Origin of the sequence: Ralstonia soli, from assembly GCF_023955655.1 — a bacterium.
GTDB classification, from domain to species: domain Bacteria; phylum Pseudomonadota; class Gammaproteobacteria; order Burkholderiales; family Burkholderiaceae; genus Ralstonia; species Ralstonia soli.
Genome location: NZ_JAMXHT010000006.1, coordinates 438,467 through 457,970 on the forward strand (window position 1 = coordinate 438,467; position 19,504 = coordinate 457,970).

General features: G+C 65.2%; 21 protein-coding genes. 9 read left to right on the top strand and 12 right to left on the bottom strand.

The features are described from left to right. Positions 1–133 precede the first annotated feature (133 nt). The 3 genes from NG900_RS17995 to NG900_RS18005 all read left to right on the top strand — a co-directional run bounded on the left by NG900_RS17995 (position 134) and on the right by NG900_RS18005 (position 2,026). Positions 134–553, top strand: coding sequence for a VOC family protein (locus NG900_RS17995; RefSeq protein WP_252682722.1), 420 nt, complete (start codon positions 134–136; stop codon positions 551–553). Positions 554–604: 51 nt separating this feature from the next. Continuing rightward, entirely contained in the window at positions 605–1,354 is a 750-nt protein-coding gene (locus tag NG900_RS18000; protein WP_252682723.1) for a 16S rRNA (uracil(1498)-N(3))-methyltransferase, read from the top strand. Between the two features lie 81 nt (positions 1,355–1,435). After that, on the top strand, positions 1,436–2,026 hold the full coding sequence (locus tag NG900_RS18005; protein WP_252682724.1) for a YidB family protein: 591 nt from the start codon (positions 1,436–1,438) through the stop codon (positions 2,024–2,026). Between the two features lie 75 nt (positions 2,027–2,101). Here NG900_RS18005 and NG900_RS18010 read toward each other — a convergent pair whose 3' ends face one another. From NG900_RS18010 to NG900_RS18020, 3 genes are all read right to left on the bottom strand, one after another. Next, positions 2,102–2,716, bottom strand: coding sequence for a barstar family protein (locus NG900_RS18010; protein WP_252682725.1), 615 nt, complete (start codon positions 2,714–2,716; stop codon positions 2,102–2,104). Next, the gene (locus NG900_RS18015; protein ID WP_252682726.1) at positions 2,713–3,144 is read right to left on the bottom strand and encodes a ribonuclease; all 432 of its coding nucleotides are present in this window, start codon (positions 3,142–3,144) and stop codon (positions 2,713–2,715) included. Before NG900_RS18015 ends, NG900_RS18010 begins: the two co-directional genes overlap by 4 nt. A 473-nt stretch (positions 3,145–3,617) precedes the next feature. Continuing rightward, complete coding sequence (locus NG900_RS18020) at positions 3,618–5,963, bottom strand: NADP-dependent malic enzyme (protein WP_252682727.1); 2,346 nt, start codon at positions 5,961–5,963, stop codon at positions 3,618–3,620. A gap of 241 nt (positions 5,964–6,204) precedes the next feature. Between NG900_RS18020 and thiL the strand changes: the two genes are divergently transcribed. From thiL to NG900_RS18035, 3 genes are read left to right on the top strand one after another with little or no spacing between them, the layout of a single operon-like run. Then, positions 6,205–7,212 carry a thiamine-phosphate kinase gene (gene thiL, locus NG900_RS18025; protein WP_252682728.1) on the top strand — a complete coding sequence of 336 codons (1,008 nt, stop codon included), beginning with the start codon at positions 6,205–6,207 and terminating at the stop codon, positions 7,210–7,212. Next, positions 7,209–7,796 carry a phosphatidylglycerophosphatase A family protein gene (locus NG900_RS18030; protein WP_252682729.1) on the top strand — a complete coding sequence of 196 codons (588 nt, stop codon included), beginning with the start codon at positions 7,209–7,211 and terminating at the stop codon, positions 7,794–7,796. Before thiL ends, NG900_RS18030 begins: the two co-directional genes overlap by 4 nt. Positions 7,797–7,821: 25 nt before the next feature. Further along, the gene (locus NG900_RS18035; RefSeq protein ID WP_252682730.1) at positions 7,822–8,322 is read left to right on the top strand and encodes a CinA family protein; all 501 of its coding nucleotides are present in this window, start codon (positions 7,822–7,824) and stop codon (positions 8,320–8,322) included. 1 nt (position 8,323) lies between these two features. Here the strand turns inward: NG900_RS18035 and NG900_RS18040 are convergent, their stop codons facing one another. Both NG900_RS18040 and pyrF read right to left on the bottom strand, forming a co-directional pair. Continuing rightward, complete coding sequence (locus tag NG900_RS18040; protein ID WP_252682731.1) at positions 8,324–8,542, bottom strand: metal transporter; 219 nt, start codon at positions 8,540–8,542, stop codon at positions 8,324–8,326. Positions 8,543–8,583: 41 nt separating this feature from the next. After that, positions 8,584–9,399, bottom strand: coding sequence for an orotidine-5'-phosphate decarboxylase (gene pyrF, locus NG900_RS18045; RefSeq protein WP_252682732.1), 816 nt, complete (start codon positions 9,397–9,399; stop codon positions 8,584–8,586). A 213-nt stretch (positions 9,400–9,612) separates the two neighbouring features. On the opposite strand from pyrF, the gene corA reads away from it, so the two are divergent. Continuing rightward, a complete protein-coding gene (gene corA, locus NG900_RS18050) occupies positions 9,613–10,575 on the top strand; it encodes a magnesium/cobalt transporter CorA (protein WP_252682733.1) in 963 nt (320 codons plus the stop codon). A gap of 24 nt (positions 10,576–10,599) precedes the next feature. Here corA and mtgA read toward each other — a convergent pair whose 3' ends face one another. From mtgA to mpl, 7 genes are all read right to left on the bottom strand, one after another. Further along, a complete protein-coding gene (gene mtgA / locus NG900_RS18055) occupies positions 10,600–11,304 on the bottom strand; it encodes a monofunctional biosynthetic peptidoglycan transglycosylase (protein WP_252682734.1) in 705 nt (234 codons plus the stop codon). Between the two features lie 19 nt (positions 11,305–11,323). After that, a complete protein-coding gene (aroE, locus tag NG900_RS18060; RefSeq protein WP_252682735.1) occupies positions 11,324–12,259 on the bottom strand; it encodes a shikimate dehydrogenase in 936 nt (311 codons plus the stop codon). Further along, complete coding sequence (locus NG900_RS18065) at positions 12,259–13,173, bottom strand: energy transducer TonB family protein (RefSeq protein ID WP_252682736.1); 915 nt, start codon at positions 13,171–13,173, stop codon at positions 12,259–12,261. The genes aroE and NG900_RS18065 overlap by 1 nt, the downstream gene beginning before the upstream one ends. 52 nt (positions 13,174–13,225) lie before the next feature. After that, positions 13,226–15,337 (bottom strand): ribonuclease catalytic domain-containing protein, encoded by a 2,112-nt coding sequence (locus NG900_RS18070; protein WP_252682737.1) that lies wholly within the window; start codon positions 15,335–15,337, stop codon positions 13,226–13,228. Positions 15,338–15,491: 154 nt separating this feature from the next. Then, complete coding sequence (locus NG900_RS18075; protein ID WP_252682738.1) at positions 15,492–16,070, bottom strand: chorismate--pyruvate lyase family protein; 579 nt, start codon at positions 16,068–16,070, stop codon at positions 15,492–15,494. Continuing rightward, the gene (locus NG900_RS18080) at positions 16,067–16,693 is read right to left on the bottom strand and encodes a YqiA/YcfP family alpha/beta fold hydrolase (protein WP_252682841.1); all 627 of its coding nucleotides are present in this window, start codon (positions 16,691–16,693) and stop codon (positions 16,067–16,069) included. The genes NG900_RS18075 and NG900_RS18080 overlap by 4 nt, the downstream gene beginning before the upstream one ends. Before the next feature lie 7 nt (positions 16,694–16,700). Further along, positions 16,701–18,083 (bottom strand): UDP-N-acetylmuramate:L-alanyl-gamma-D-glutamyl-meso-diaminopimelate ligase, encoded by a 1,383-nt coding sequence (mpl, locus tag NG900_RS18085; RefSeq protein WP_252682739.1) that lies wholly within the window; start codon positions 18,081–18,083, stop codon positions 16,701–16,703. 78 nt (positions 18,084–18,161) lie between these two features. Between mpl and NG900_RS18090 the strand changes: the two genes are divergently transcribed. Both NG900_RS18090 and NG900_RS18095 read left to right on the top strand, forming a co-directional pair. Then, the gene (locus NG900_RS18090) at positions 18,162–18,836 is read left to right on the top strand and encodes a UDP-N-acetylmuramate--alanine ligase (RefSeq protein ID WP_252682740.1); all 675 of its coding nucleotides are present in this window, start codon (positions 18,162–18,164) and stop codon (positions 18,834–18,836) included. 67 nt (positions 18,837–18,903) lie between these two features. Then, positions 18,904–19,428, top strand: a complete 525-nt coding sequence (locus NG900_RS18095) for a TlpA family protein disulfide reductase (RefSeq protein ID WP_252682741.1) — start codon at positions 18,904–18,906, stop codon at positions 19,426–19,428. Positions 19,429–19,504: the final 76 nt, after the last annotated feature.

Genomic DNA, 19,504 nt, shown 5'->3' on the forward strand with positions numbered 1-19,504 from the left:
GATGACTTGGCTGGCCGCTTTCTGCGAGCGCCGCAGCGCAGTGTGTATGCTCTGTTTTGATTTCTTTTTGATTGTGGCGTAGTCGGCGCTCTACACTAGGTGTCCGGCGTTTTCCGATTGAAAAGAGCCCGCCATGAGCTTCCCCCGCCCCGCCAACACCCCGTGGCTCGTCCCGTACCTGACCGTGCGCGACGCATCCGCCGCCATCGCCTTCTATCGCAACGCCTTTGGCTTCAGCGTGCAGGACGAAGTGCAGGACCATGGCCGCCCCATCCATGTCGAGATGGCCTACCAAAATGAGTTGATGCTGATGTTCGCACCCGAGGGCGTCTTCGGCTCCACGGCCAAGGCCCCGGCCAGCGCGGGCTTCGAATGCCCGCAGAGCTTTCACCTGTACTGCGACGATGTCGACGCCATCTACCAGCAGGCGCTGGACCAGGGGGCTGCGTCCATCATGGCGCCGCACGACGCCTTCTGGGGCGAGCGCTACGCTGCCGTGCGCGACCCCGACGGCTATCGCTGGGGCCTCGCCCACCGTCCCGCCGCCGCTTGATCGGTTGATCGGTTGATCGTAAGACAGGCTTCACCATAAGGACCGCTTCACATGGGGCTTCCCCGCTTTTTCGTCGACACGCCGCTCGCGCCCCACACCACCGTCACGCTGCCCGAGGCCGTCACGCGCCACATCCATGTGCTGCGCCTGGCCGTCGGCGATGACATCTGCCTGTTCGACGGCTCCGGCGACGAATTCCACGCGCGGCTGGACGCCATCAACAAGCGCGACGCCACCGCCAACCTCGCCGATGCCACGCAGCCCAACACCGAAGCGCGCTACGCCATCACGCTCGCGCAAGGCATTGCCGGCGGCGACAAGATGGACTGGCTGATCGAGAAGGCCGTCGAACTGGGCGTGCACGCCGTCGCCCCGCTGCAGACCGAGCGCGGCGTGGTGCGCCTCTCGGGCGAGCGCGCCGTCAAGCGCGTGCAGCACTGGCAAGCGCTGGTGCAGGCGGCCTGCGAGCAATGCGGCCGTGCGCGCGTGCCGAACGTCGCACCCGTCTCCACGTTGCGCGAATGGCTGGCCGCCGCCAAGGCGACCGCCGCGCCGCGCGTATTGCTGTCGCCGCGCGGCGCCCAGTCGCTCACGCAATGGGCAGCACAATCGCGTGCGCGCATCGAGGGCGCCGGCATCGTTCTACTGATCGGCCCCGAGGGCGGTCTGTCGCCCGACGAAGAGGCGCTTGCCGAGGCCGCCGGTTTCTTACCGCTGACACTCGGGCGACGTATTCTGAGAACGGAATCGGCAGCGCTGGTTGCCGTCTCCGCGCTGCACGCCGTGCTTGGCGAGTTCTGATTTCCAATGCCGAAACACTGACTGTTTGATCCCAACGGCGGACCCCTTCCCCCTCCCGCCACCGACCAAAGGAGCTTCACCATGGGTCTACTCGATTCGATTCTCGGCGGCAATGACGCCAGCGGCGCGCAATCGTCCTTGCTGGGCAACAAGAAGGTGCTGCTGGCCGTGGGCGTGCTGGCCTACCTGGCGATGAAGCACGGCAAGACGCCAGACGCCGGCGACGCCGCGCAACAGCAGGATCAGGGCGGCGGCCTGTTCGGCTCCTTGGGTGGCTTGCTGGGCGCGGCAGGTGGCGCCGGTGCGCTGGGTAGCCTGCTCGGCGGCGCAGGCGGAGCCGGAGGCCTTGGTGGCCTGCTCGGCGGCCTGCTCGGCGGCGGTAACGGGAATGCGGATCAAGCTGCCGCAGGTGGCCTCGGCCCGCTGCAGCAGATCCTGGAGCAAGCCGGCCTAGGCGAGCAGGTCAAATCCTGGATCGGCAACGGCCAGAACCTGCCGGTGTCGGGCGAGCAGATCACCCAGGCGTTGAGCAGCACGGGCGCGCTGGAGGAAGTATCAAAATTGGCCGCCCACTTCGGCATCAACGAAGGGGACCTCGCCAACCAGCTTGCCGAAGGCCTGCCTGAAGCGGTGAACCACCTCACGCCGCAAGGCACGCTACCGGCAGCCTGAACGGCCCCACCCACAAGCAAAAAGCCCGCAATTGCGGGCTTTTTTACGCTTACGCCGACCAATCCGCCAACAACGTCACGCGAACGAGTAGAACACGCGGAACTGCACCTTGCGCTCGGCCCAGAACTCGGCTGCATCGCGGAACACGTCCAGCAGCACCTCGCGCGCTTCCTTGTCGAACTTCGGCTGGCACGGCAAGCCCTCAAGCACGATCACGAAGCCTGGCTGCGGACCGGCCTTGTAGATCATGTCGGTCAGGCAATCGGCCAGCGCGTCGAAGTTCTTGCCGAAGTGCTTCGGGAACAGGAACTCGCGTGCGATCACGTCGAGCACTTCGCTCTTGGTTGTCGCGGCAGCGCAGTTGGCATACAGGAAATGCTGCCCAAGGCTGGCCGCCGATTCGGCCAAGTCCGCCACGCGGAACGCGCGGATCGATTGCACGATATTCGGACGCACCGTCTTGAACAGGTTCATGGCGTCTTCGCGACCTCCGTCGTCGTCCGTCTTGGTAGTGTCCTGCGTCATGATGTTCTGCTGCGGTTTAGCCGCCGCGCCCCCAACGCGTGCGCTCAGGGCTTGCATCCCCACCACGCCGTCATACAGATTCTGCGCTTTGTGCCACGTCTCGCGTGCCACGCGTTCATCGCGTGCGGTGAGCGAGTCGTCCAGCCCAAACATGTTGGTCGTCATCGCTGTATCCGTTGAAAACTGTTGTAGTGATCTTCCGTGTAATAGCAGTCGTTGGCCGCCTGCTGATCGCCGCCGCAGATAATGCGCCTGGCGCCCCGGTTGCGCGCGCCCCGCGTCTTGACGGTGTATTCGTGGTAGTAACCACGCCGCTGCGCAGGCAAACGTCGCTCATAGTTGCCGAACGTGGTGCCATCTTTTGCATACGGGAACGGGCCGCCCTGCTCGATCAGTGCCAGCGTGCGCTGCGCCTCATTGGGCAGCTCCGCCGCGCGAATGGTTCCCGCGGCGACGGCCATGCCGGTGGTGTCCCGGGCAACCGCATGCGCGGACAAGCCAGCCATCGACAACGCAAGCGTTGTCGCCAGCGCACCACGCGCCATCGCCCGAGATACGGAGCGGCCGATCCACGCCCCAAGTCGCTTTGTCATCAGCAGGCCCTAACGGGAGAATCGCGCCGAACGGAGCCCGGCGCAGGTCACAAGCGCAGGTGGCTGTCCAATGGAAACCGGACAGCCGGTTTGCAGCTGAAAGCGAAGCGGCTCAATGCGTGAGAGGCTTGGCAGGGAATGACAAGTCGGGCGACTGCCGAAGACTTGGGGAATCCTTCTGCCTGCAAACCAACCTATTGCGCGCACCGAATAAGGTGAACCTGGTCAGACGTGTGTACGGAAAAACCGCATTTTTGAACCCGTCCGGCCCCGTTCAGACCTCATGTGCTGAGAAGCACCCCTTCAGTCCGTAAGGGTACGCTCATCGATGATAACAATCAACCGGCGGTGAAAGTCTGAAGGGTTTTTCCACACACTGACTAAGTTTGCATGAATGTGAGCGCACGCAAACTTATCAGGCAAAAAAAGGGAGCGCAGCATCGTGCGCTCCCTTTTTTCTCATGCAATGGCGATCAGCGTTGTGCTTGTGCAGCCGCATCCACAACGGTCAAGGCCGTCATGTTGAGGATGCGTCGCACGGTGGCCGACGGCGTCAGGATATGCACCGGCTTCTTGGCGCCCAGCAGGATCGGGCCGATGGCGATGTTGTTGCCGGCGGCCGTCTTCAGCAGGTTGTAGGCGATGTTGGCGGCGTCAATGTTGGGCATGACCAACAGGTTGGCCTCGCCCTCCAGCGCGGAGTCCGGCACCAACGCATTGCGCAGCTTCGGATCGAGCGCGGCATCACCGTGCATCTCGCCATCGACTTCGAGTTGCGGAGCACGTTCGCGCAGGATGGCAAGCGTTTCGCGCATCTTGGCGGCAGAAGGCGCCTCCGACGAACCGAAGTTCGAATGCGACACCAGCGCCACCTTCGGCTTGATACCGAAGCGGCACAGTTCTTCGGCCGCCATGATGGTGATCTCGGCCAGTTGCTCGGCGCTCGGATCGGCATTGACGTGAGTATCCGCCAAGAAAATCTGACGGCCCGGCAGCACCAGGCCGTTCATCGCGGCATACACGCAGTTGGTGCCGCCGATGACTTGGTCGATGTAACGCAGGTGCGCGGCGGTGTTGCTGACGGTGCCGCAGATCATGCCGTCGGCCTCGCCGTTGTGGATCATCATCGCGCCGATCAGCGTGGAGCGGCGGCGCATTTCCAGCTTGGCGTATTGCGGGGTGACGCCCTTGCGCGCCATCAGTTGGTAATACGCTTCCCAGTATTGGCGGAAGCGCTCGTCGTGTTCCGGATTGATGATGGTGAAATCGGCACCTTCACGCAGGCGCAGGCCGAAGCGCTCGATGCGGTGCGCGATCACGCCCGGGCGGCCGATCAGGATCGGGTTGGCGAGCCTTTCGTCCACCACGAGCTGCACCGCGCGCAGCACGCGTTCTTCTTCACCCTCGGCGAAGACGATGCGCTTGTGCTCCATCGGCACCTTCTTGGCGGCCGAGAAGATCGGCTTCATCAGCGTGCCCGAGTGGTAGACGAACTGCTGCAGGTGCTGGCGGTAGGCGTCCATGTCTTCGATCGGACGCTGCGCCACACCCGAGAGCATGGCCGCCTGTGCCACGGCCGGCGCGATCTTGACGATCAGGCGCGGGTCGAAGGGCTTCGGAATCAGGTATTCGGGGCCGAACGAGAGGTCCTGGATGCCGTAGGCCGAGGCGACGATGTCGCTCTGCTCCTGGCGGGCCAGCTCGGCCACGGCGTGCACGGCGGCGACTTCCATCTCACGCGTGATGGTGGTCGCGCCCACATCCAGCGCGCCGCGGAAGATGAACGGGAAGCACAGAACGTTGTTGACCTGGTTCGGATAATCCGTGCGGCCGGTGCCCATGATGACGTCCGGGCGCACTTCCTTGGCCAGCTCCGGCAGGATTTCCGGGTTCGGGTTGGCCAGCGCGAAGATGATCGGCTTGTCGGCCATGCGCTTGACCATGTCTTGCTTGAGCACGCCGGCGGCGGACAGGCCCAGGAAGATGTCAGCGCCGTCGATCACCTCAGCCAGCGTGCGCAGGTCAGTCTTCTGCGCGAAGACGGCCTTGTCCGGGTCCATCAGTTCGGTACGGCCTTCGTAGACGACGCCGGCCAGGTCCGTCACCCAAATGTTTTCGCGCGGCAGGCCCAGATCAACCAGCAGGTCCAGGCAGGCCAGCGCTGCAGCGCCCGCGCCCGAGGCCACCAGCTTGACCTTCTTGATATCCTTGCCGACCACCTTGAGCGCGTTGGTGATGCCCGCGCCCACGACGATGGCAGTGCCGTGCTGGTCATCGTGGAAGACGGGGATCTTCATGCGCTTACGCAACTCGCGCTCGACAAAAAAGCACTCCGGTGCCTTGATGTCTTCCAGGTTGATGCCGCCGAAGGTCGGCTCCAGCGAGGCGATGATATCGACCAGCTTCTGCGGGTCTTTTTCGTTGATCTCAATGTCAAACACATCGATACCGGCGAACTTCTTGAACAGGCCCGCCTTGCCTTCCATCACCGGCTTCGAGGCTTCCGGGCCGATGTCGCCCAGGCCGAGCACGGCCGTGCCGTTGGTCACCACGCCGACGAGGTTGCCGCGGGCGGTGTAACGGAAGGAATTGGCAACGTCTTCAACGATCTCTTCGCACGCTGCGGCGACGCCGGGGGAGTACGCCAGGGCCAGGTCGCGCTGGTTCGACAGCGGTTTGGTCGGCGTAACGGAAATCTTGCCCGGGGTCGGAAACTCGTGGTACTCCAGCGCGGCTTTACGCAGGGCGGCGCGTTGCTGCGCCTTGAGTTCTTCATCCGTGCGGGCGGGCTGTTGAGGCTGGGTATCCACCGTGGTCATGGGGTGTCTCTCGTATCGGGTGGCCAGCGCGCGCGCCGGCCGTCGCATCTAGCGGGCCGCCGCGAAACCCTTACGAGCGTCTCGGGACTACGGTCCGCCTCCTTGGGCCCGTCATTTTATATAGTGAAAACCGATCTCACAACGGGAATTTGGGTGGGACTGCTGTGCGCATTCGCTACAATATTCCACCGTCCTGTCACGGCACCATCGGGCTTGCCCCACCTTATCCATCGCCGCTGCCGTGTCCAAGCCCGCCGATTCCACGAACGCCTCCGATCGCGCTGCCGAATTATCCGAATTCGGGCTGATCCGCCGCTATTTCACGCGCCCCACGCGAAAAGCGATCCTGGGCGTGGGCGATGACTGCGCGCTCCTCGGCGCCCGTCCCGGGCACGAACTGGCGATTTCCACCGACATGCTGGTCGCGGGCCGCCATTTCTTTGCGGATGCGGAGCCACGCGCACTTGGCCATAAAGCGCTGGCCGTCAACCTGTCGGATCTGGCCGCCATGGGCGCCGAGCCCCGCGCCTTTACGCTGGCCTTGGCGTTGCCGGAGGCCAATCCCGCTTGGCTCAAGCCGTTTTCTGAAGGCCTGCTCGCGCTGGCGGATGCTTTCCACTGCGAACTCATCGGCGGGGATACCACGCGCGGGCCGCTGACGCTCAGCCTGACCGTGTTTGGGGATGTCCCTGCCGCAGTGGCACTCCGCCGCGACGCCGCCCGCCCGGGCGATGATCTGTGGGTTTCCGGGACCGTTGGGGACGCACGACTCGCGCTGGGTGCCCTGCGCAACGAGTGGTCGCTCGCGCCCGAAGCGCTCGCCCAGGTGCAGCCCCGCATGGACATGCCGACCCCACGCGTGGCCCTCGGCTTGGCGCTGCGCGGCATCGCCCGGGCGGCGCTCGATGTATCGGACGGCATGTTGGGCGATCTGGGCCACATCCTCGCGCAATCGCGTGTCGGAGCGACGATCGTTGTGGATCACGTACCACGTTCCGCCACGCTGGCCGCGCAATCTCCAGCGCTCCAGCTGCAGTGCACGCTGGCCGGCGGCGACGACTACGAACTCTGCTTCACTGCCCCCGCCGACGCACGGCATGCCGTGCTCGAAGCGGGCCAGCGCGCCGGGGTGGCCGTCACACGCGTCGGCCGCATCGATGCCGAAGCCGGCCTGCGCCTGGTTGACGCCCAAGGCGCGCCGGTCACCTTCACGCACGGCAGCTTCGATCATTTCTCTTCCGCCTCATGATGTCTTCCACCCCGTTTCCGCCCCCCTCCTCTTCCGGTGCGCCGGGCCAGCCTGAAACCGTGATCCTCGAAGCCGGGCAGACCGCACAGGTCCGCCGCCCGACGGCGCGCTTCATGTTCGGCCATCCCGCTCGCATCCTGGCGCTAGGGTTCGGCTCTGGCCTGTCGCCCATCATGCCGGGCACGGCGGGGACGCTGTATGCGTGGCTGATCTACGTTGTGTTCGCGCGCTGGATTCCGGGGCCGGCTTGGCTGCTGATCGCCGCCATTGGCTTCGTGATCGGCATCTGGGCGTGCGCCCGTACCGCGCGCGACCTGGGCGTGGCCGATCACGGCGCCATGGTGTGGGACGAGATGGTGGCGTTCTGGCTGGTGCTGGCCTTCGTCACGCCGACCACGCTGGGGGGCCAGTTCGCGGCGTTCCTCTGGTTCCGCTTCTTTGACATGGTCAAACCCGCGCCCATCCGCTACTACGATCGCTCGCTCAAGGGTTTTGGCGTGCGCGGCGGCTACGGCGTGATGGTCGACGATATTCTCGCGGCGTTCTACACACTGCTCGTGTTTGCGCTGTGGCGCTCATTCTGAAGTCAGACATTCTGAAGGTGTAGCAATGGCTGAATCCCGCGCCCTGGCCCAATTGGCCGAACTGGTGGCCGACACGCTGCGCAAGCGCAGCCTGATGGTGGCGTCCGCCGAATCGTGCACCGGCGGGCTGGTATCGGCCGCCATCACCGATGTCTCGGGCTCGTCTGCGTGGTTCGAGCGCGGCTTCGTGGTGTATTCGAACGAGGCCAAATCGCAGATGCTGGGCGTGCCGGCGGCGCTGATCCGAGAACATGGCGCCGTGAGCGAGCCGGTGGCACATGCGATGGCGGAAGGCGCTGTGCTCAACAGCCGCGCCCAGGTGGCCGTGTCGATTACCGGCGTGGCAGGTCCCACCGGCGGCACGCCCGACAAGCCCGTCGGCATGGTGTGCTTCGGCTGGAGCAACCGCCTGCAGACGCGCGTGGAAACACGTCACTTCAGAGGCGATCGCAAGCAGGTCCGCCTGCAGGCTGCCGAGCACGCACTGCGCGGCCTGCTCGATTTCCTCGACTCGGCGGAGTCCTGATCTAGATCTCGCTGGGATGATCCGGCCGGCGGCGATCTTCGTGATCGTGTTCCGGCTGGTGCTCGTGATCGTGCTCGTGACGGCGGTCGCGATCATGATCGCGCCGCGTCGTCTCGTGCTGGTGAGTGTCGTCGCGCTCTTTCTCGAGCTTGCGGTCCGGATCCCGGCCGGTCTCTTCCCGATGCGCACCGGCGACGGCGCGATGTGGATGCGTGGTCATGGCGTCCTCGCTCTCACGGCAACCGGACCGGCAGCGCCAGGTCAGTTGCGGAACTGGTTGATCTGGTCGCGGGTGGCAAGCGCCACGCGACGCGCCGCATCGGCAAAATCGCTGTCGGTGCTGGCGTACAGGATGGCGCGCGACGAGTTGATCATCATGCCGGTGCCATTGGCGGTGCGGCCGGCGCGTACCGTCGCCTCGATGTCGCCGCCCTGGGCGCCCACGCCCGGAATCAGCAGCGGCATATCGCCGACAATCTCGCGCACCTTGGCGATCTCTTCCGGGAAGGTCGCGCCCACTACCAGGCCCATCTGGCCACTGGTATTCCACACGTCGCGCGCGCGCTCGGCCACGACCTGGTAAACCGGGCGGCCCCCCGTTTCCAGGAATTGCACGTCGCTGCCGCCGGCGTTGGACGTACGGCACAGCACAATCACGCCCTTGTCGGCATGCGCGAGGTACGGCTGCATCGAGTCGAAACCCATGTACGGGCTGACGGTGATGGCATCGGCCTGGTAGCGCTCAAAGGCCTCCTTGGCGTAGTGCTCGGCGGTGGAGCCGATATCCCCGCGCTTGGCATCGAGGATGACCGGAATGCCCGGATACGCCTCGTGGATGTAGTTGATCAGCTGCTCGAGCTGGTCTTCGGCGCGCTGCGAGGCAAAGTAGGCGATCTGCGGCTTGAACGCGCAGACCAGGTCGGCCGTGGCGTCGACGATGGCGCGACAGAACGAGAAGATCGCCCCGCCCGTGCCGGTCAACGACGCCGGCAGGCGCGCCGGATCGGGATCGAGCCCGACGCACAGCAGGGAATTGTTGCGCTGCCAGGCGGCAGCCAGTTGTTCGGTAAATCGCATGATGTCGGCAATATGAGAGCGCGGCCGGGCTGCCGCGTGACTTGTCTGCATTTTACCCGCCGGGGGCTCCGCTGACCGCATCTTCCCGGCGTGGCGCCGGCCCCACGCGTGCGCGGCAAGTCACGGTTTCTGGCTGAATCCACCACGCCTTTAGGCTACACTCGGCGCGATTTTTCGCCGCGCCTGTCCACCGTCTCGCCTCAAGGAACACCCATGATCAACCTGTTTGTTGTGCAAAAAGGCCGTCTCGCGCAAGAACAGGTCGAAGAACGCAGCGAGTTGTTGCAGCACAAGCCGATCTGGATCGACGTGATCGATCCCGACGACGAAGAGCTCGCGTGGATCAAGGAAGCCTACGGCGTGGTCCTGCCTGAACTGGAGCAATTAGGGGACCTGGAAGCCTCCGCCCGCTACTTTGAAGGCGAAGACGGCCACATCCACATCCGCACCGACTTCCTGCTTGACGAAGAAACCACCTCGCGCAACGTGCGCGTGGCCTTCGTGCTGACCAAGGATGTGCTGTTCTCAATCCACGACGAAGACCTCCCGGCTTTCCGGCTGGTGCGCATGCGCGCACGACTGCGCCCGGGCTCGGTGCGCAATGCGAAGGACGTGCTGATGGACCTGTACGCCACCGACGCGGAATACTCGGCGGACTCCATCGAGGAAGTCTACGAGCGCCTGGAAGACGCCAGCAAACGTGTGCTGGCCGATGAAGTGACCGATGCGGCCGCGGCCGATGTGCTGGAGATCATCGCGCGCGTGGAAGACCTGAACGGCCGCATCCGCCGCAACGTGATGGATACGCGCCGCGCGGTGTCCTTCCTGCTGCGCAGTCAACTGCTCTCAACCGATCAGCAGGACGAAGCGCGCCAGGTGCTGCGCGACATCGATTCCATCGAAAACCACACGGCCTTTCTGTCGGACAAGGTCAACTTCCTGATGGACGCCACGGTCGGCTTCATCAACATCAACCAGAACAAGATCATCAAATTGTTCTCGGTGGTGTCGGTGGCGCTGATGCCGCCCACGCTGATCGCCTCGATCTACGGCATGAACTTCAAGGTGATGCCGGAGTTGGATTGGGCAGCGGGCTACCCGTATGCGATTGGCCTGATGATCGTGTCGGCGGCGATTCCGCTGGTGTATTTCCGGCGCAAGGGCTGGCTCAAGTAGGAGCCCCTGGCCACTGCAACCGGATCAATCCGGCAGCGTGGCCGACCCCATGCGATTGGCGATGATGGTGGCCTTGCGCGTGAAGTTCACGTGCACGTTGGCGCAGTAGCTCTTCTTGTCGAAGCACTTGGGCGCGGGCAATGCCGCAGCCAGTCGCGCCGCCTGCCCCACCGTGAGTTGCGATGCCGGGCGCTTGAAGTAATGCTGCGCAGCGGCTTCCGCGCCGAACACGCCCTCGCCCCACTCCACCGAATTCAGGTAGATCTCGAGGATGCGCTCCTTGTCGAGCCAGAACTCGAGCATCCACGTGATGACGAGCTCCTCGCCCTTGCGCAGGTAGTGGCGCTCGCCCGAGAGGAACAGGTTCTTGGCCAGCTGCTGCGTGATGGTCGAACCGCCCGCGACCACGTGGCCGCGCCGCTTGTTCTTCTCCCATGCATCGAGCATGGCGTCGACTTCCCAGCCGCTGTGCGAGACGAAATCGGCGTCTTCGCTGGCGATAACGGCGCGCTTGAGGTTGCGCGAGATCTGGTCGTAGTTGACCCAGCGATGGTCGATCTTGCACGTGAAGACGTTGGCGCCGCACAAGCGCATGCGCTCCGCACGCATGAACGCGGTGGACGATGGATTGAACACCTGCCAGCTCGCGATGGCCGCGAAGAAGTACAGATTGAGCGCGACGACACCTGCCAGGAAGCAGCCGATCACGTAGCCGAACCAACGCATCATCGCGGGGCTTCGCTCCGGTTCAGCGTTGGGTGCGCGCAGCGACTGCCGCCTCGCCCTGCAGCCCTTCGCGCATGCCGAGCAGCACCGGCGCGGTATCGGGGCGCACGCCGCGCCAGACGAAGAACGATTCCGCCGCCTGCTCCACCAGCATGCCCAGGCCGTCCCACGCGCGGGCGCCATTGCGCTTGGCGAACTCCATGAACACCGTTGGCCGCGGCCCGTACATCATGTCGTAGGCCAGCGCATTGGGGCCGAACACAGTGGTCGGGATCGGCGGCACCTCGGCCTGCAGGCTGCTGGCCGTGGCGTTGATGATGACGTCGAAGACATCGTCAGCGGCGAGCTCATCGTAGCCGCCGCCCACCAGCTCCGCATCGTGCAGCTTGGCCGACACCTCGAAGCGGTCGACCAGCTTGTTGGCGCGATCGGCGGTGCGGTTGGCGATGAACACGCGCGCGGGCTTATGCTCCAGCAGCGGCAGCAGCACGCCGCGCGCCGCACCGCCCGCGCCCAGCAGCAGCACCCGCTCGCCTGCGAGCGAATTGCCGATGTTGTGCGTGATGTCGCGCATCAGGCCCACGCCGTCGGTGTTGTCGCCAAAGATCTCGTCGCCATCGAACTTGAGCGTGTTGACGGCGCCCGCCGACTCGGCCCGCAGCGACAGCGACGTCGACATCGCATACGCGTCGAGCTTGAACGGCACCGTCACGTTGAGCCCGCGCCCGCCTTCGCGCACGAAGGTCATCACGGTTTCGTCAAACGCGATCAGCTCGGCGTAGATGCGGTCGTAGCGGATGAGCTGACCGGTCTGCTGTGCAAACGCGGCATGAATGGTGGGCGACTTGCTGTGCGCGATCGGGTTGCCGATCACGCCGTAGCGATCGGTGGGCGGCGCGCTCACCGCAGCGAGGATGGCCTCTTGAAAGGACGACTTGGGCGTTTGGGGCGACGACATCAGCGGGTCTGCAGGTGCGTTTCCAGCCCTGCGCGTGTGAATTTGAATGTGGCAACCACGTCCTGGATATCAACGCGCTTGCGCATCTCGGCCGGGAAGGCGCCGAATGGTGCGGACGAACGTGCGATGGCCACGGCCTGGCGATCCAGCGCCGGATTGCCCGAGCTCTTGGCAATCTCGATGCCTTCGATCTTGTAGCCGTCCTGGTTGTAGCCGAGATGGCCGTCGCGGTTGATGCTGATCACGACGATCAGCTCACCGTACAGCGGGCGGCCGTTCTGGCTTGGGAAGTTGGCCGTACCACGCGCCTCGATCTTGCGGCGGACAGCATCGTAGTAACGGGCGTAATCGACCTGGCGCGCGCTGGCAGCGGTCAGCACGTTGCGGCGTGGGCGCTTGGCGTAGTGCTCGAGGTTGCGGGCGATCTCGGCCTGCAGGCGGGCGATCTCGTCTTGCGTGGTGCGGTCGTCGGTGCCGTTGGTGGGCGACGGCTGCGGGCGCTCGCCGGGCTTGACCTGGCGATCGTTGACCAGCGGCGCGCGGTCGGTCGATTGCGTGAGCAGGCGGCGCTGCTCCTGCTCCAGATATTCGAGCCGGCGCTGCGTGAGCTTGACGGCATCGCCAGTCTGTTCACTGGTGTCGGCGGGCAGCGGCGTGGTGGCGCGCTGCTGGTCGTATTCACCGCCGCCGTTCAGGTTGACCTGCGCCACGGCCGTCGCCTTGGACGGCGCCGTGGACGACTTGGCGTTGACCAGCACCACATCCAGCCCCGGATCGTCGCGCTTGATGTCAAACGCCTCGGGCGCCACCACGCGCACGAACAGCAGCAGCACGTGCACGGCCAGCGACACCACCAAAGCCTTGGTGAGCGTGCTGCTGCCGGACCAGTCCGGACGGTTTGCGAGGGCGGCCATGAGGCGGTTCCAGGGCGATGCGGGAAGGGTAGACGTCAGACTGCGATTGTAGTTAGGCGGCGGCGGGCGTTCCACCGGTCTCGCCGTCCTGCGGCGGCGGCGCCACAGAGGCGTCAACCGTGTCCGTTTCGGCGCGAGTCTCTTCCTCGTCGGCTGCTGGTTGTGGTTCGGCCGGCGCATCCGTCTCGGCTTCGGCCAGTTCTTCCTCAATGGCCTCGGCTTCGGCTTGCGCATCCGCGGCGGGCGCGAGGATTTCAACCACGCGGCACGACACTTCCAGGCTGATCTCGTCGGTGTCCAGGATGTCGAGCACCACATGCGTGCCACGCGCGGTCTGCGCCAGCTCGGGCACCTTGGTCACCAGCGGAATCTCGGCGAAGCGCACGGCGCCTTCCTTGAGCACCACGGCCTGCATGCGCGTGCGCTGCTCTTGCTTGAGCCAGCGCAGGCACCAGTAGCGCTCCATGGTCGACTGGTGGTCGGCATAGGCCGCGTAGGTGGCCTCAAAGTCGGCCACGGCGGCCAGCAGGTCGGCGTCTTTCGGCTTGAACGGCGCGATCAGCTTGGCCGTCACGCCGTGCTGCGCCACCGCCGCAATCTGCCACTGGTTGACCAGGTCGACATAGCGGCGCAGCGGCGAGGTGCTCCACGCGTATTGCGCCACGCCCAGGCCTTCGTGCGGCGCCGGATACGTCTGCATGCGCGTGCGATGCATGCCCCACGCCTTCTGCGTGCGGTAGATGCCGGGCACGCCGGCGTCGGCCAGCATGCGGCCCCAGGTGCTGTTGGCCAGGATCATCATCTCGGCGACGATCTTGTCCAGCGGCGAGCCGCGCTTGCGCTGTTCGATGCGCACGCGCTCGGTGGCATCACCCTCGCCGCGTTCGGCCTCGGGGATCGGGTCGATATAGAACGAGTAGTCGCCCTTCTGCGCGCCCTCGGGCTTGAGGCCGCTGGCGATGCGCGCCTGCTGGCGGCCGTCGTACAGCGCGCATGCGAACGGCCACAGCACGGCCAGCTCGGCCTTGAACGGGTAGTCGCCCGAACCCTCAGCCAGCGCTTCGGCGGTGATCACGTCGTCGAGCAGGTTGTGGCGCAGGTTGGCCGCCACCGTCACGGATTCGCAGCGCGTCTCGCTGGCGGTGACCGTCCACGTCGCGCGATCAACCGTCGCGTACAGCGACAGCGCCGGGCAGGCGCGCCCTTCCTGCAGCGTGTAGCGATCGACCACCGACTCCGGCAGCATCGTGATCTTGTCGCCGGGGAAGTACACGGTCGACAAACGCTGGCGCGCAATCGCGTCCAGCGCATCGCCTCGCTGGATGCCGAAGCCCGGCGCCGCAATATGGATACCGATGCGCACGGTCGCGTCATCGATGGGCGTGACAGAGATGGCGTCGTCGATTTCCGTGGTGGTCACGTCGTCGATCGAGAACGCGCGCACATCGGCGGCCGGCAAGTCGAGCGCCGGTTCCGGCACGGTCACATCCGGGAAGCCAGTGCCCTTCGGGAAGCACTCCGACAGGAAACGTGCCTCGTGCAGCGCGCGCGCATTGGCGATGCCGCCCACCGCTACCATCAGCCGCATCGGCGACAGGCCCAGCGCCGTGCACGCGGCGTCGAGCGCCTTGTATTCCAGGCTGTTCTTGTCGGGCTTGAAGAGCAATTGCAGCGTCTTGCCGCGGAAGGCGTCGGGCAGGCGCATCGCCTTCAACTCGGCCTCGTAGTCGGCCTGCAGGGCGGCCTGCTGCTTCTTGCGCTCCAGGCCGGCGAGTGCCGCCTTCAATTGATCTTCGGGCGCGCGCTGATAGCGGCCGCGGCCCTTGCGGCGGAAGTAGATCGGCGAGCCATGCAGCGCGATGGCCAGCGCGGCCTGCTGCGTGGCGGTGGCGCCGGCGCCAAAGTATTCGCCGGCTAGATCGGTAAAGCCGAACTCCTCGGCCGAGGCGCATTCCCAGAGGAAATCCAGATCGATCTCCGCCGACAGCGCCTGGGCGGCCTGCGACAGCTCGCTGGCCGACGGCTGGGCAAACTGGAGCAACACATCGCGCGACTTGACCTTGGTGCGCTTGGCGCTCGGCAATTCGACCTGATACGCCTCGCCCTGTTGGGACAAGACGGTGCCCGCGCGGATCTCGCCGCCTTCTTCAAACAGCAACTGCATGGATTTGTCTGGATTGCGGCACCCGCACAGGCGAGCGCCACTTTGAATGAGGTGGAATGACCACGCATCCGGATGTCACAACTTGATGCGCGGCGATCAAAAAGTTGGGGGCGATGATACCGCACTGGCCGGTCGCCCGGCCCCGGAAATACGCTTAGCGGGGCGGGTGGAAACCGGCCAGCGCCGGCAGGAAAACCTCCGTCACCAGCATCGCGCTCGCCCCACGCCGGAACACCGACCGGCGCGCCGGCAATCGCTGCGTGCCAGTGATGGGCGCGTCACCCAGCGCTTCGTGTCCGCGGCGGACCAGCGGGTGGCGTGCGTCGAGCAGCGCAAACTCGAAATCGCCCCGCTCGACACGCGGATCGGCAAACAAGGAATGCCCCAGCGGCTGGGTCCCCAGCGCCTTCAGAAACGGCCAGTCGAGCGCCACACTGCGCGGATGCACGATGGTGTGCGCATAAACGACCGGAATGTCGTCACAGATCAGCAGAACTTCGCGGACCAGCGTTTCGGCCGGCCCTGCCATGCCAAGGCAACGCCACTCATCGCGCAGTGGCATTGCGCGGTGCTGGCCAAGCAGTCGCACCCGAAAGCTGGACGATGCGGCACGCAACCGCGCGGTGAGCGAATCGGCGCCCACGGCCCAGCCCGCCCAATGCCGGTCATAGACCACCGCCGGCGGCAACGCGCTACGCCAAAGGCTGCGCGGATACGACGGCGATTCGGTCATGCGGCGCCGTCGAACGGATGCGCGGCCAGCAAATCGGCAGGAACGCCGCAGAAGACGAGCACTTCGTCCACGTACTGGGCGAAATCGCTGATGCCGTGGTCGCTGCCGTCGATCACGCGGGTCGTGGCGCCCGGGAAATGGCCGAGCATTTCTCGATAGTCGAGCACCTCATCGCCGGTGGCGGCGAGCAGGTAGTAGCGCTCCGGGTGCGTGATGGCGGGCACGGCCAGCGCGCGCAACTCGTCCAGATGGTGCGGCTCGACGCGGATCGTGCCACCGCCGTGCCAGAGCGGTTGTTCGCCGACGTATTTGGCGAGATCCCGCTCCGGACGCGTGGCGGGATTCAGCATCGCGGCACGCAAGCCATGGCGCTCGGCCAACCAAGTGGCGTAATAGCCGCCCAGCGACGACCCAATCAGCGCCGGCTTGACGCCGTCGCGCGTACCCAGGTCAGCGATCACCGCGTCAATTTCCGCCATCGCCTCGCGGGGGGAGACCGGCAGCATTGGACAAACGTAATGGTCGGACAGCCCGAGCGAAGCCATCCGCCTGCCGAGCAATTGCGCCTTGAACGAGCGCGGCGACGAGCGAAATCCGTGCAGATAAAGGATGGAAGCCGGCATATGTCGCTTAATTGGCGGCCAGGGCGTCAAGCAGCTTCTGGTGGACGCCGCCGAAGCCACCGTTGCTCATCACGAGCACATGGTCGCCCGGGCGAGCGACAGCGGTCACAGCCTCAACGAGGGTCGTCAGATCGGAAAACGCCTTGGCACGACCGCCCAGCGGCGCCAGTGCACCGGCCAGATCCCAGCCGAGGGCGTCACGGCCGTTGGCGGCACCATAAGCGAAGATTTGATCCGCGCCGGCCAAGCTATCCGGGAGCGCCTGTTTCATCACGCCGAGCTTCATGGTGTTTGAGCGCGGCTCCAGCACCGCCAGGATGCGTGCGTCGCCGATGCGGCGGCGCAGCCCTTCGATCGTGGTACGGATAGCGGTCGGGTGGTGGGCAAAGTCGTCGTAGACGATGACGCCATTCACGGTGCCGCGGACTTCCATGCGGCGCTTCACATTTTCGAAACGGGCCAGGCTTTCAATGGCTTGAGCCGGCGGCACGCCCACATGGCGCGCGGCAGCAATGGCGGCCAGGGCGTTCATGCGGTTGTGGTCGCCCTGCAGCGACCAACGTACTCGGCCCTGCGTCCGACCATTGAAGAGCACGTCAAAGCTGTCGTCCGCATTTGCGCCATCCCCCAAGTTGGCGATCTTCCAGCCATCACCCTGTTCTGCGCCGAAGTGCTCGACTTCAGACCAACATCCGCGCTCAAGTACGCGCTTCAGGCTGTCTTCACGGCCATTGACGACCAACCGGCCCTGACCGGGCACCGTCCGTACGAGATGATGGAATTGGGTTTCGATCGCAGCAAGATCCGGGAAGATGTCGGCGTGATCGAACTCCAGGTTATTCAGGATGGCCGTGCGGGGGCGATAGTGGACAAACTTGCTGCGCTTGTCGAAAAACGCCGTATCGTATTCGTCGGCCTCGATCACGAAGAAGTCGGATTCGGTCAGGCGCGCCGACAGCCCGAAGTTGCGTGGCACGCCGCCCACCAGGAAGCCCGGGTTGTAGCCGGCATCTTGCAGCACCCAGGCAAGCATCGACGTGGTCGTCGTCTTGCCATGCGTACCGGCCACGGCCAGCACCCACTTCTGCCGCAGCACGTTGTCCCCCAGCCATTGCGGGCCGGAAACGTAGGGCAGATTGCGGTCCAGGATGGCTTCCATCAGCGGGTTGCCGCGCGAGATCACATTGCCGATCACGTATAGATCGGCACCGATGGAGAGCTGTTGGGGGTCGAAGCCTTCAATCAGCTCGATGCCTTGGGCTTCGAGCTGCGTGCTCATGGGGGGGTAGACGTTGGCGTCGCAGCCGGTGACGCGGTGACCGGCCTGGCGGGCGATCAGGGCAATGCCGCCCATGAAGGTGCCGCAGATTCCAAGGATGTGGATATGCATGGGAGCCATCTCAACTTCGTTGCGGCGCATTGTACCTGCTGCCTTCGGGCGGTCCGCGCGCTTCAGTAAAATAGAGCCATGTCCAAACGCCCCATCCTTGACCCCGCTCGCGTGCGGGAGGAAATCGCCGCCGTCGCCGCCCGCATGATCGCGGAGGACGGGGCCGACTACGCCACCGCCAAGCGCAAGGCCGCGCGCCAGGTGCTCGGCACGGAGTCGCGCGCCGCCGGCGAATGGCTGCCCGATAACGAGCTGGTCGAAACGGAAGTCCGCGAGTACCAGGCGCTGTTCCAGGCCGATTCCCAACCACGGGTGCTGGCACTGCTGCGCCGCATCGCGCTGGTGTTGATGGAAGGGCTGGCCGCGCACAACCCGTATCTGGCTGGCGCGGTTTTCAACGGCACTGCCAGCGAGCATTCCGACATCCACCTGCAGGTCTTTTGCGACAGCCCGAAGGACGTGGCGATCTTCCTGCTCAATGCCGGCATCGACTTCGACACCACCGAGACCGCCCATTTCGGCGGCCGCGACGAAGTGGAAACGCTCAGCTTTCTGTGGCGCGGCCAATGGCCTGCTGGGCCCGAATCACGCGACCTCGCCCGCGAGTTGCGCGCCGAAACCGGCACGCCCGTCGGTGTCCACATCGCCCTGTACGACCTGAACGATGTGCGTGGTGCGCGACGCGCCGACGCCAGCGGCCGGGCCCAGCGCGGCGATGCTGCCGCGGTGCGCGCCCTCCTCTCGCAGGGGTGACCCGCCCGACAGGAGTACAATCCGGCACGCCTCGCCGCTGTCTATATATAGAGCCCCCCCTGGAACCATGACCCGCCGTACCACCTTGATCGCCCTGCTGATCGCCGGCCTGATTGCCGCAGCGCTGGGCGTCTACGCCGGGCATCGCGCCACGGAGCCCAAGACGCCGGCCGACAATGCGGTCACCGCGTTCTACGGCAGCAAGCTGCCCGATGCCCAGGGCGCGCCACTGGATCTGGCGGCATACCGGGGCCAGACGGTGGTGATCAATTTCTGGGCACCATGGTGCGGCCCTTGCGTCGAAGAAATGCCCGAACTGTCCACGCTGGCGCAAGAGCAGCGGGGCAAGGCAAAGTTCGTCGGCATTGGCATCGATTCGGCAGCCAATATCCAGACATTTCTGAGTAAGGTCCACGTCACCTACCCGATCGCGGTGGCAGGTTTCGGCGGCACGGAGTTGGGGCGTCAGTTCGGCAACGAGGTCGGCGGCCTTCCGTTTACTGTGATCCTTAATGCACACGGCGAGATCACATTCCGAAAAATGGGCCGGGTGCATGCGGAAGAATTACGCGAAGCCCTGCAGAAGGCGTGAACATTCAAAAACGTCATATGACGTTCATGTGCACGCAACTTCCCTTCTTCTTCACCAAAAATGTGGGCTGCGCAGT

What these genes read in the sequence shown, in the direction of transcription:
- NG900_RS17995 (WP_252682722.1), top strand. Translation starts at nt 134, where the DNA reads ATGAGCTTCCCCCGCCCCGCCAACACCCCGTGGCTCGTCCCGTACCTG.
- NG900_RS18000 (WP_252682723.1), top strand. Translation starts at nt 605, where the DNA reads ATGGGGCTTCCCCGCTTTTTCGTCGACACGCCGCTCGCGCCCCACACC.
- NG900_RS18005 (WP_252682724.1), top strand. Translation starts at nt 1,436, where the DNA reads ATGGGTCTACTCGATTCGATTCTCGGCGGCAATGACGCCAGCGGCGCG.
- NG900_RS18010 (WP_252682725.1), bottom strand. Translation starts at nt 2,716, where the DNA reads ATGACGACCAACATGTTTGGGCTGGACGACTCGCTCACCGCACGCGAT.
- NG900_RS18015 (WP_252682726.1), bottom strand. Translation starts at nt 3,144, where the DNA reads ATGACAAAGCGACTTGGGGCGTGGATCGGCCGCTCCGTATCTCGGGCG.
- NG900_RS18020 (WP_252682727.1), bottom strand. Translation starts at nt 5,963, where the DNA reads ATGACCACGGTGGATACCCAGCCTCAACAGCCCGCCCGCACGGATGAA.
- NG900_RS18030 (WP_252682729.1), top strand. Translation starts at nt 7,209, where the DNA reads ATGATGTCTTCCACCCCGTTTCCGCCCCCCTCCTCTTCCGGTGCGCCG.
- NG900_RS18035 (WP_252682730.1), top strand. Translation starts at nt 7,822, where the DNA reads ATGGCTGAATCCCGCGCCCTGGCCCAATTGGCCGAACTGGTGGCCGAC.
- NG900_RS18040 (WP_252682731.1), bottom strand. Translation starts at nt 8,542, where the DNA reads ATGACCACGCATCCACATCGCGCCGTCGCCGGTGCGCATCGGGAAGAG.
- pyrF (WP_252682732.1), bottom strand. Translation starts at nt 9,399, where the DNA reads ATGCGATTTACCGAACAACTGGCTGCCGCCTGGCAGCGCAACAATTCC.
- corA (WP_252682733.1), top strand. Translation starts at nt 9,613, where the DNA reads ATGATCAACCTGTTTGTTGTGCAAAAAGGCCGTCTCGCGCAAGAACAG.
- mtgA (WP_252682734.1), bottom strand. Translation starts at nt 11,304, where the DNA reads ATGATGCGTTGGTTCGGCTACGTGATCGGCTGCTTCCTGGCAGGTGTC.
- aroE (WP_252682735.1), bottom strand. Translation starts at nt 12,259, where the DNA reads ATGTCGTCGCCCCAAACGCCCAAGTCGTCCTTTCAAGAGGCCATCCTC.
- NG900_RS18065 (WP_252682736.1), bottom strand. Translation starts at nt 13,173, where the DNA reads ATGGCCGCCCTCGCAAACCGTCCGGACTGGTCCGGCAGCAGCACGCTC.
- NG900_RS18070 (WP_252682737.1), bottom strand. Translation starts at nt 15,337, where the DNA reads ATGCAGTTGCTGTTTGAAGAAGGCGGCGAGATCCGCGCGGGCACCGTC.
- NG900_RS18075 (WP_252682738.1), bottom strand. Translation starts at nt 16,070, where the DNA reads ATGACCGAATCGCCGTCGTATCCGCGCAGCCTTTGGCGTAGCGCGTTG.
- NG900_RS18080 (WP_252682841.1), bottom strand. Translation starts at nt 16,693, where the DNA reads ATGCCGGCTTCCATCCTTTATCTGCACGGATTTCGCTCGTCGCCGCGC.
- mpl (WP_252682739.1), bottom strand. Translation starts at nt 18,083, where the DNA reads ATGCATATCCACATCCTTGGAATCTGCGGCACCTTCATGGGCGGCATT.
- NG900_RS18090 (WP_252682740.1), top strand. Translation starts at nt 18,162, where the DNA reads ATGTCCAAACGCCCCATCCTTGACCCCGCTCGCGTGCGGGAGGAAATC.
- NG900_RS18095 (WP_252682741.1), top strand. Translation starts at nt 18,904, where the DNA reads ATGACCCGCCGTACCACCTTGATCGCCCTGCTGATCGCCGGCCTGATT.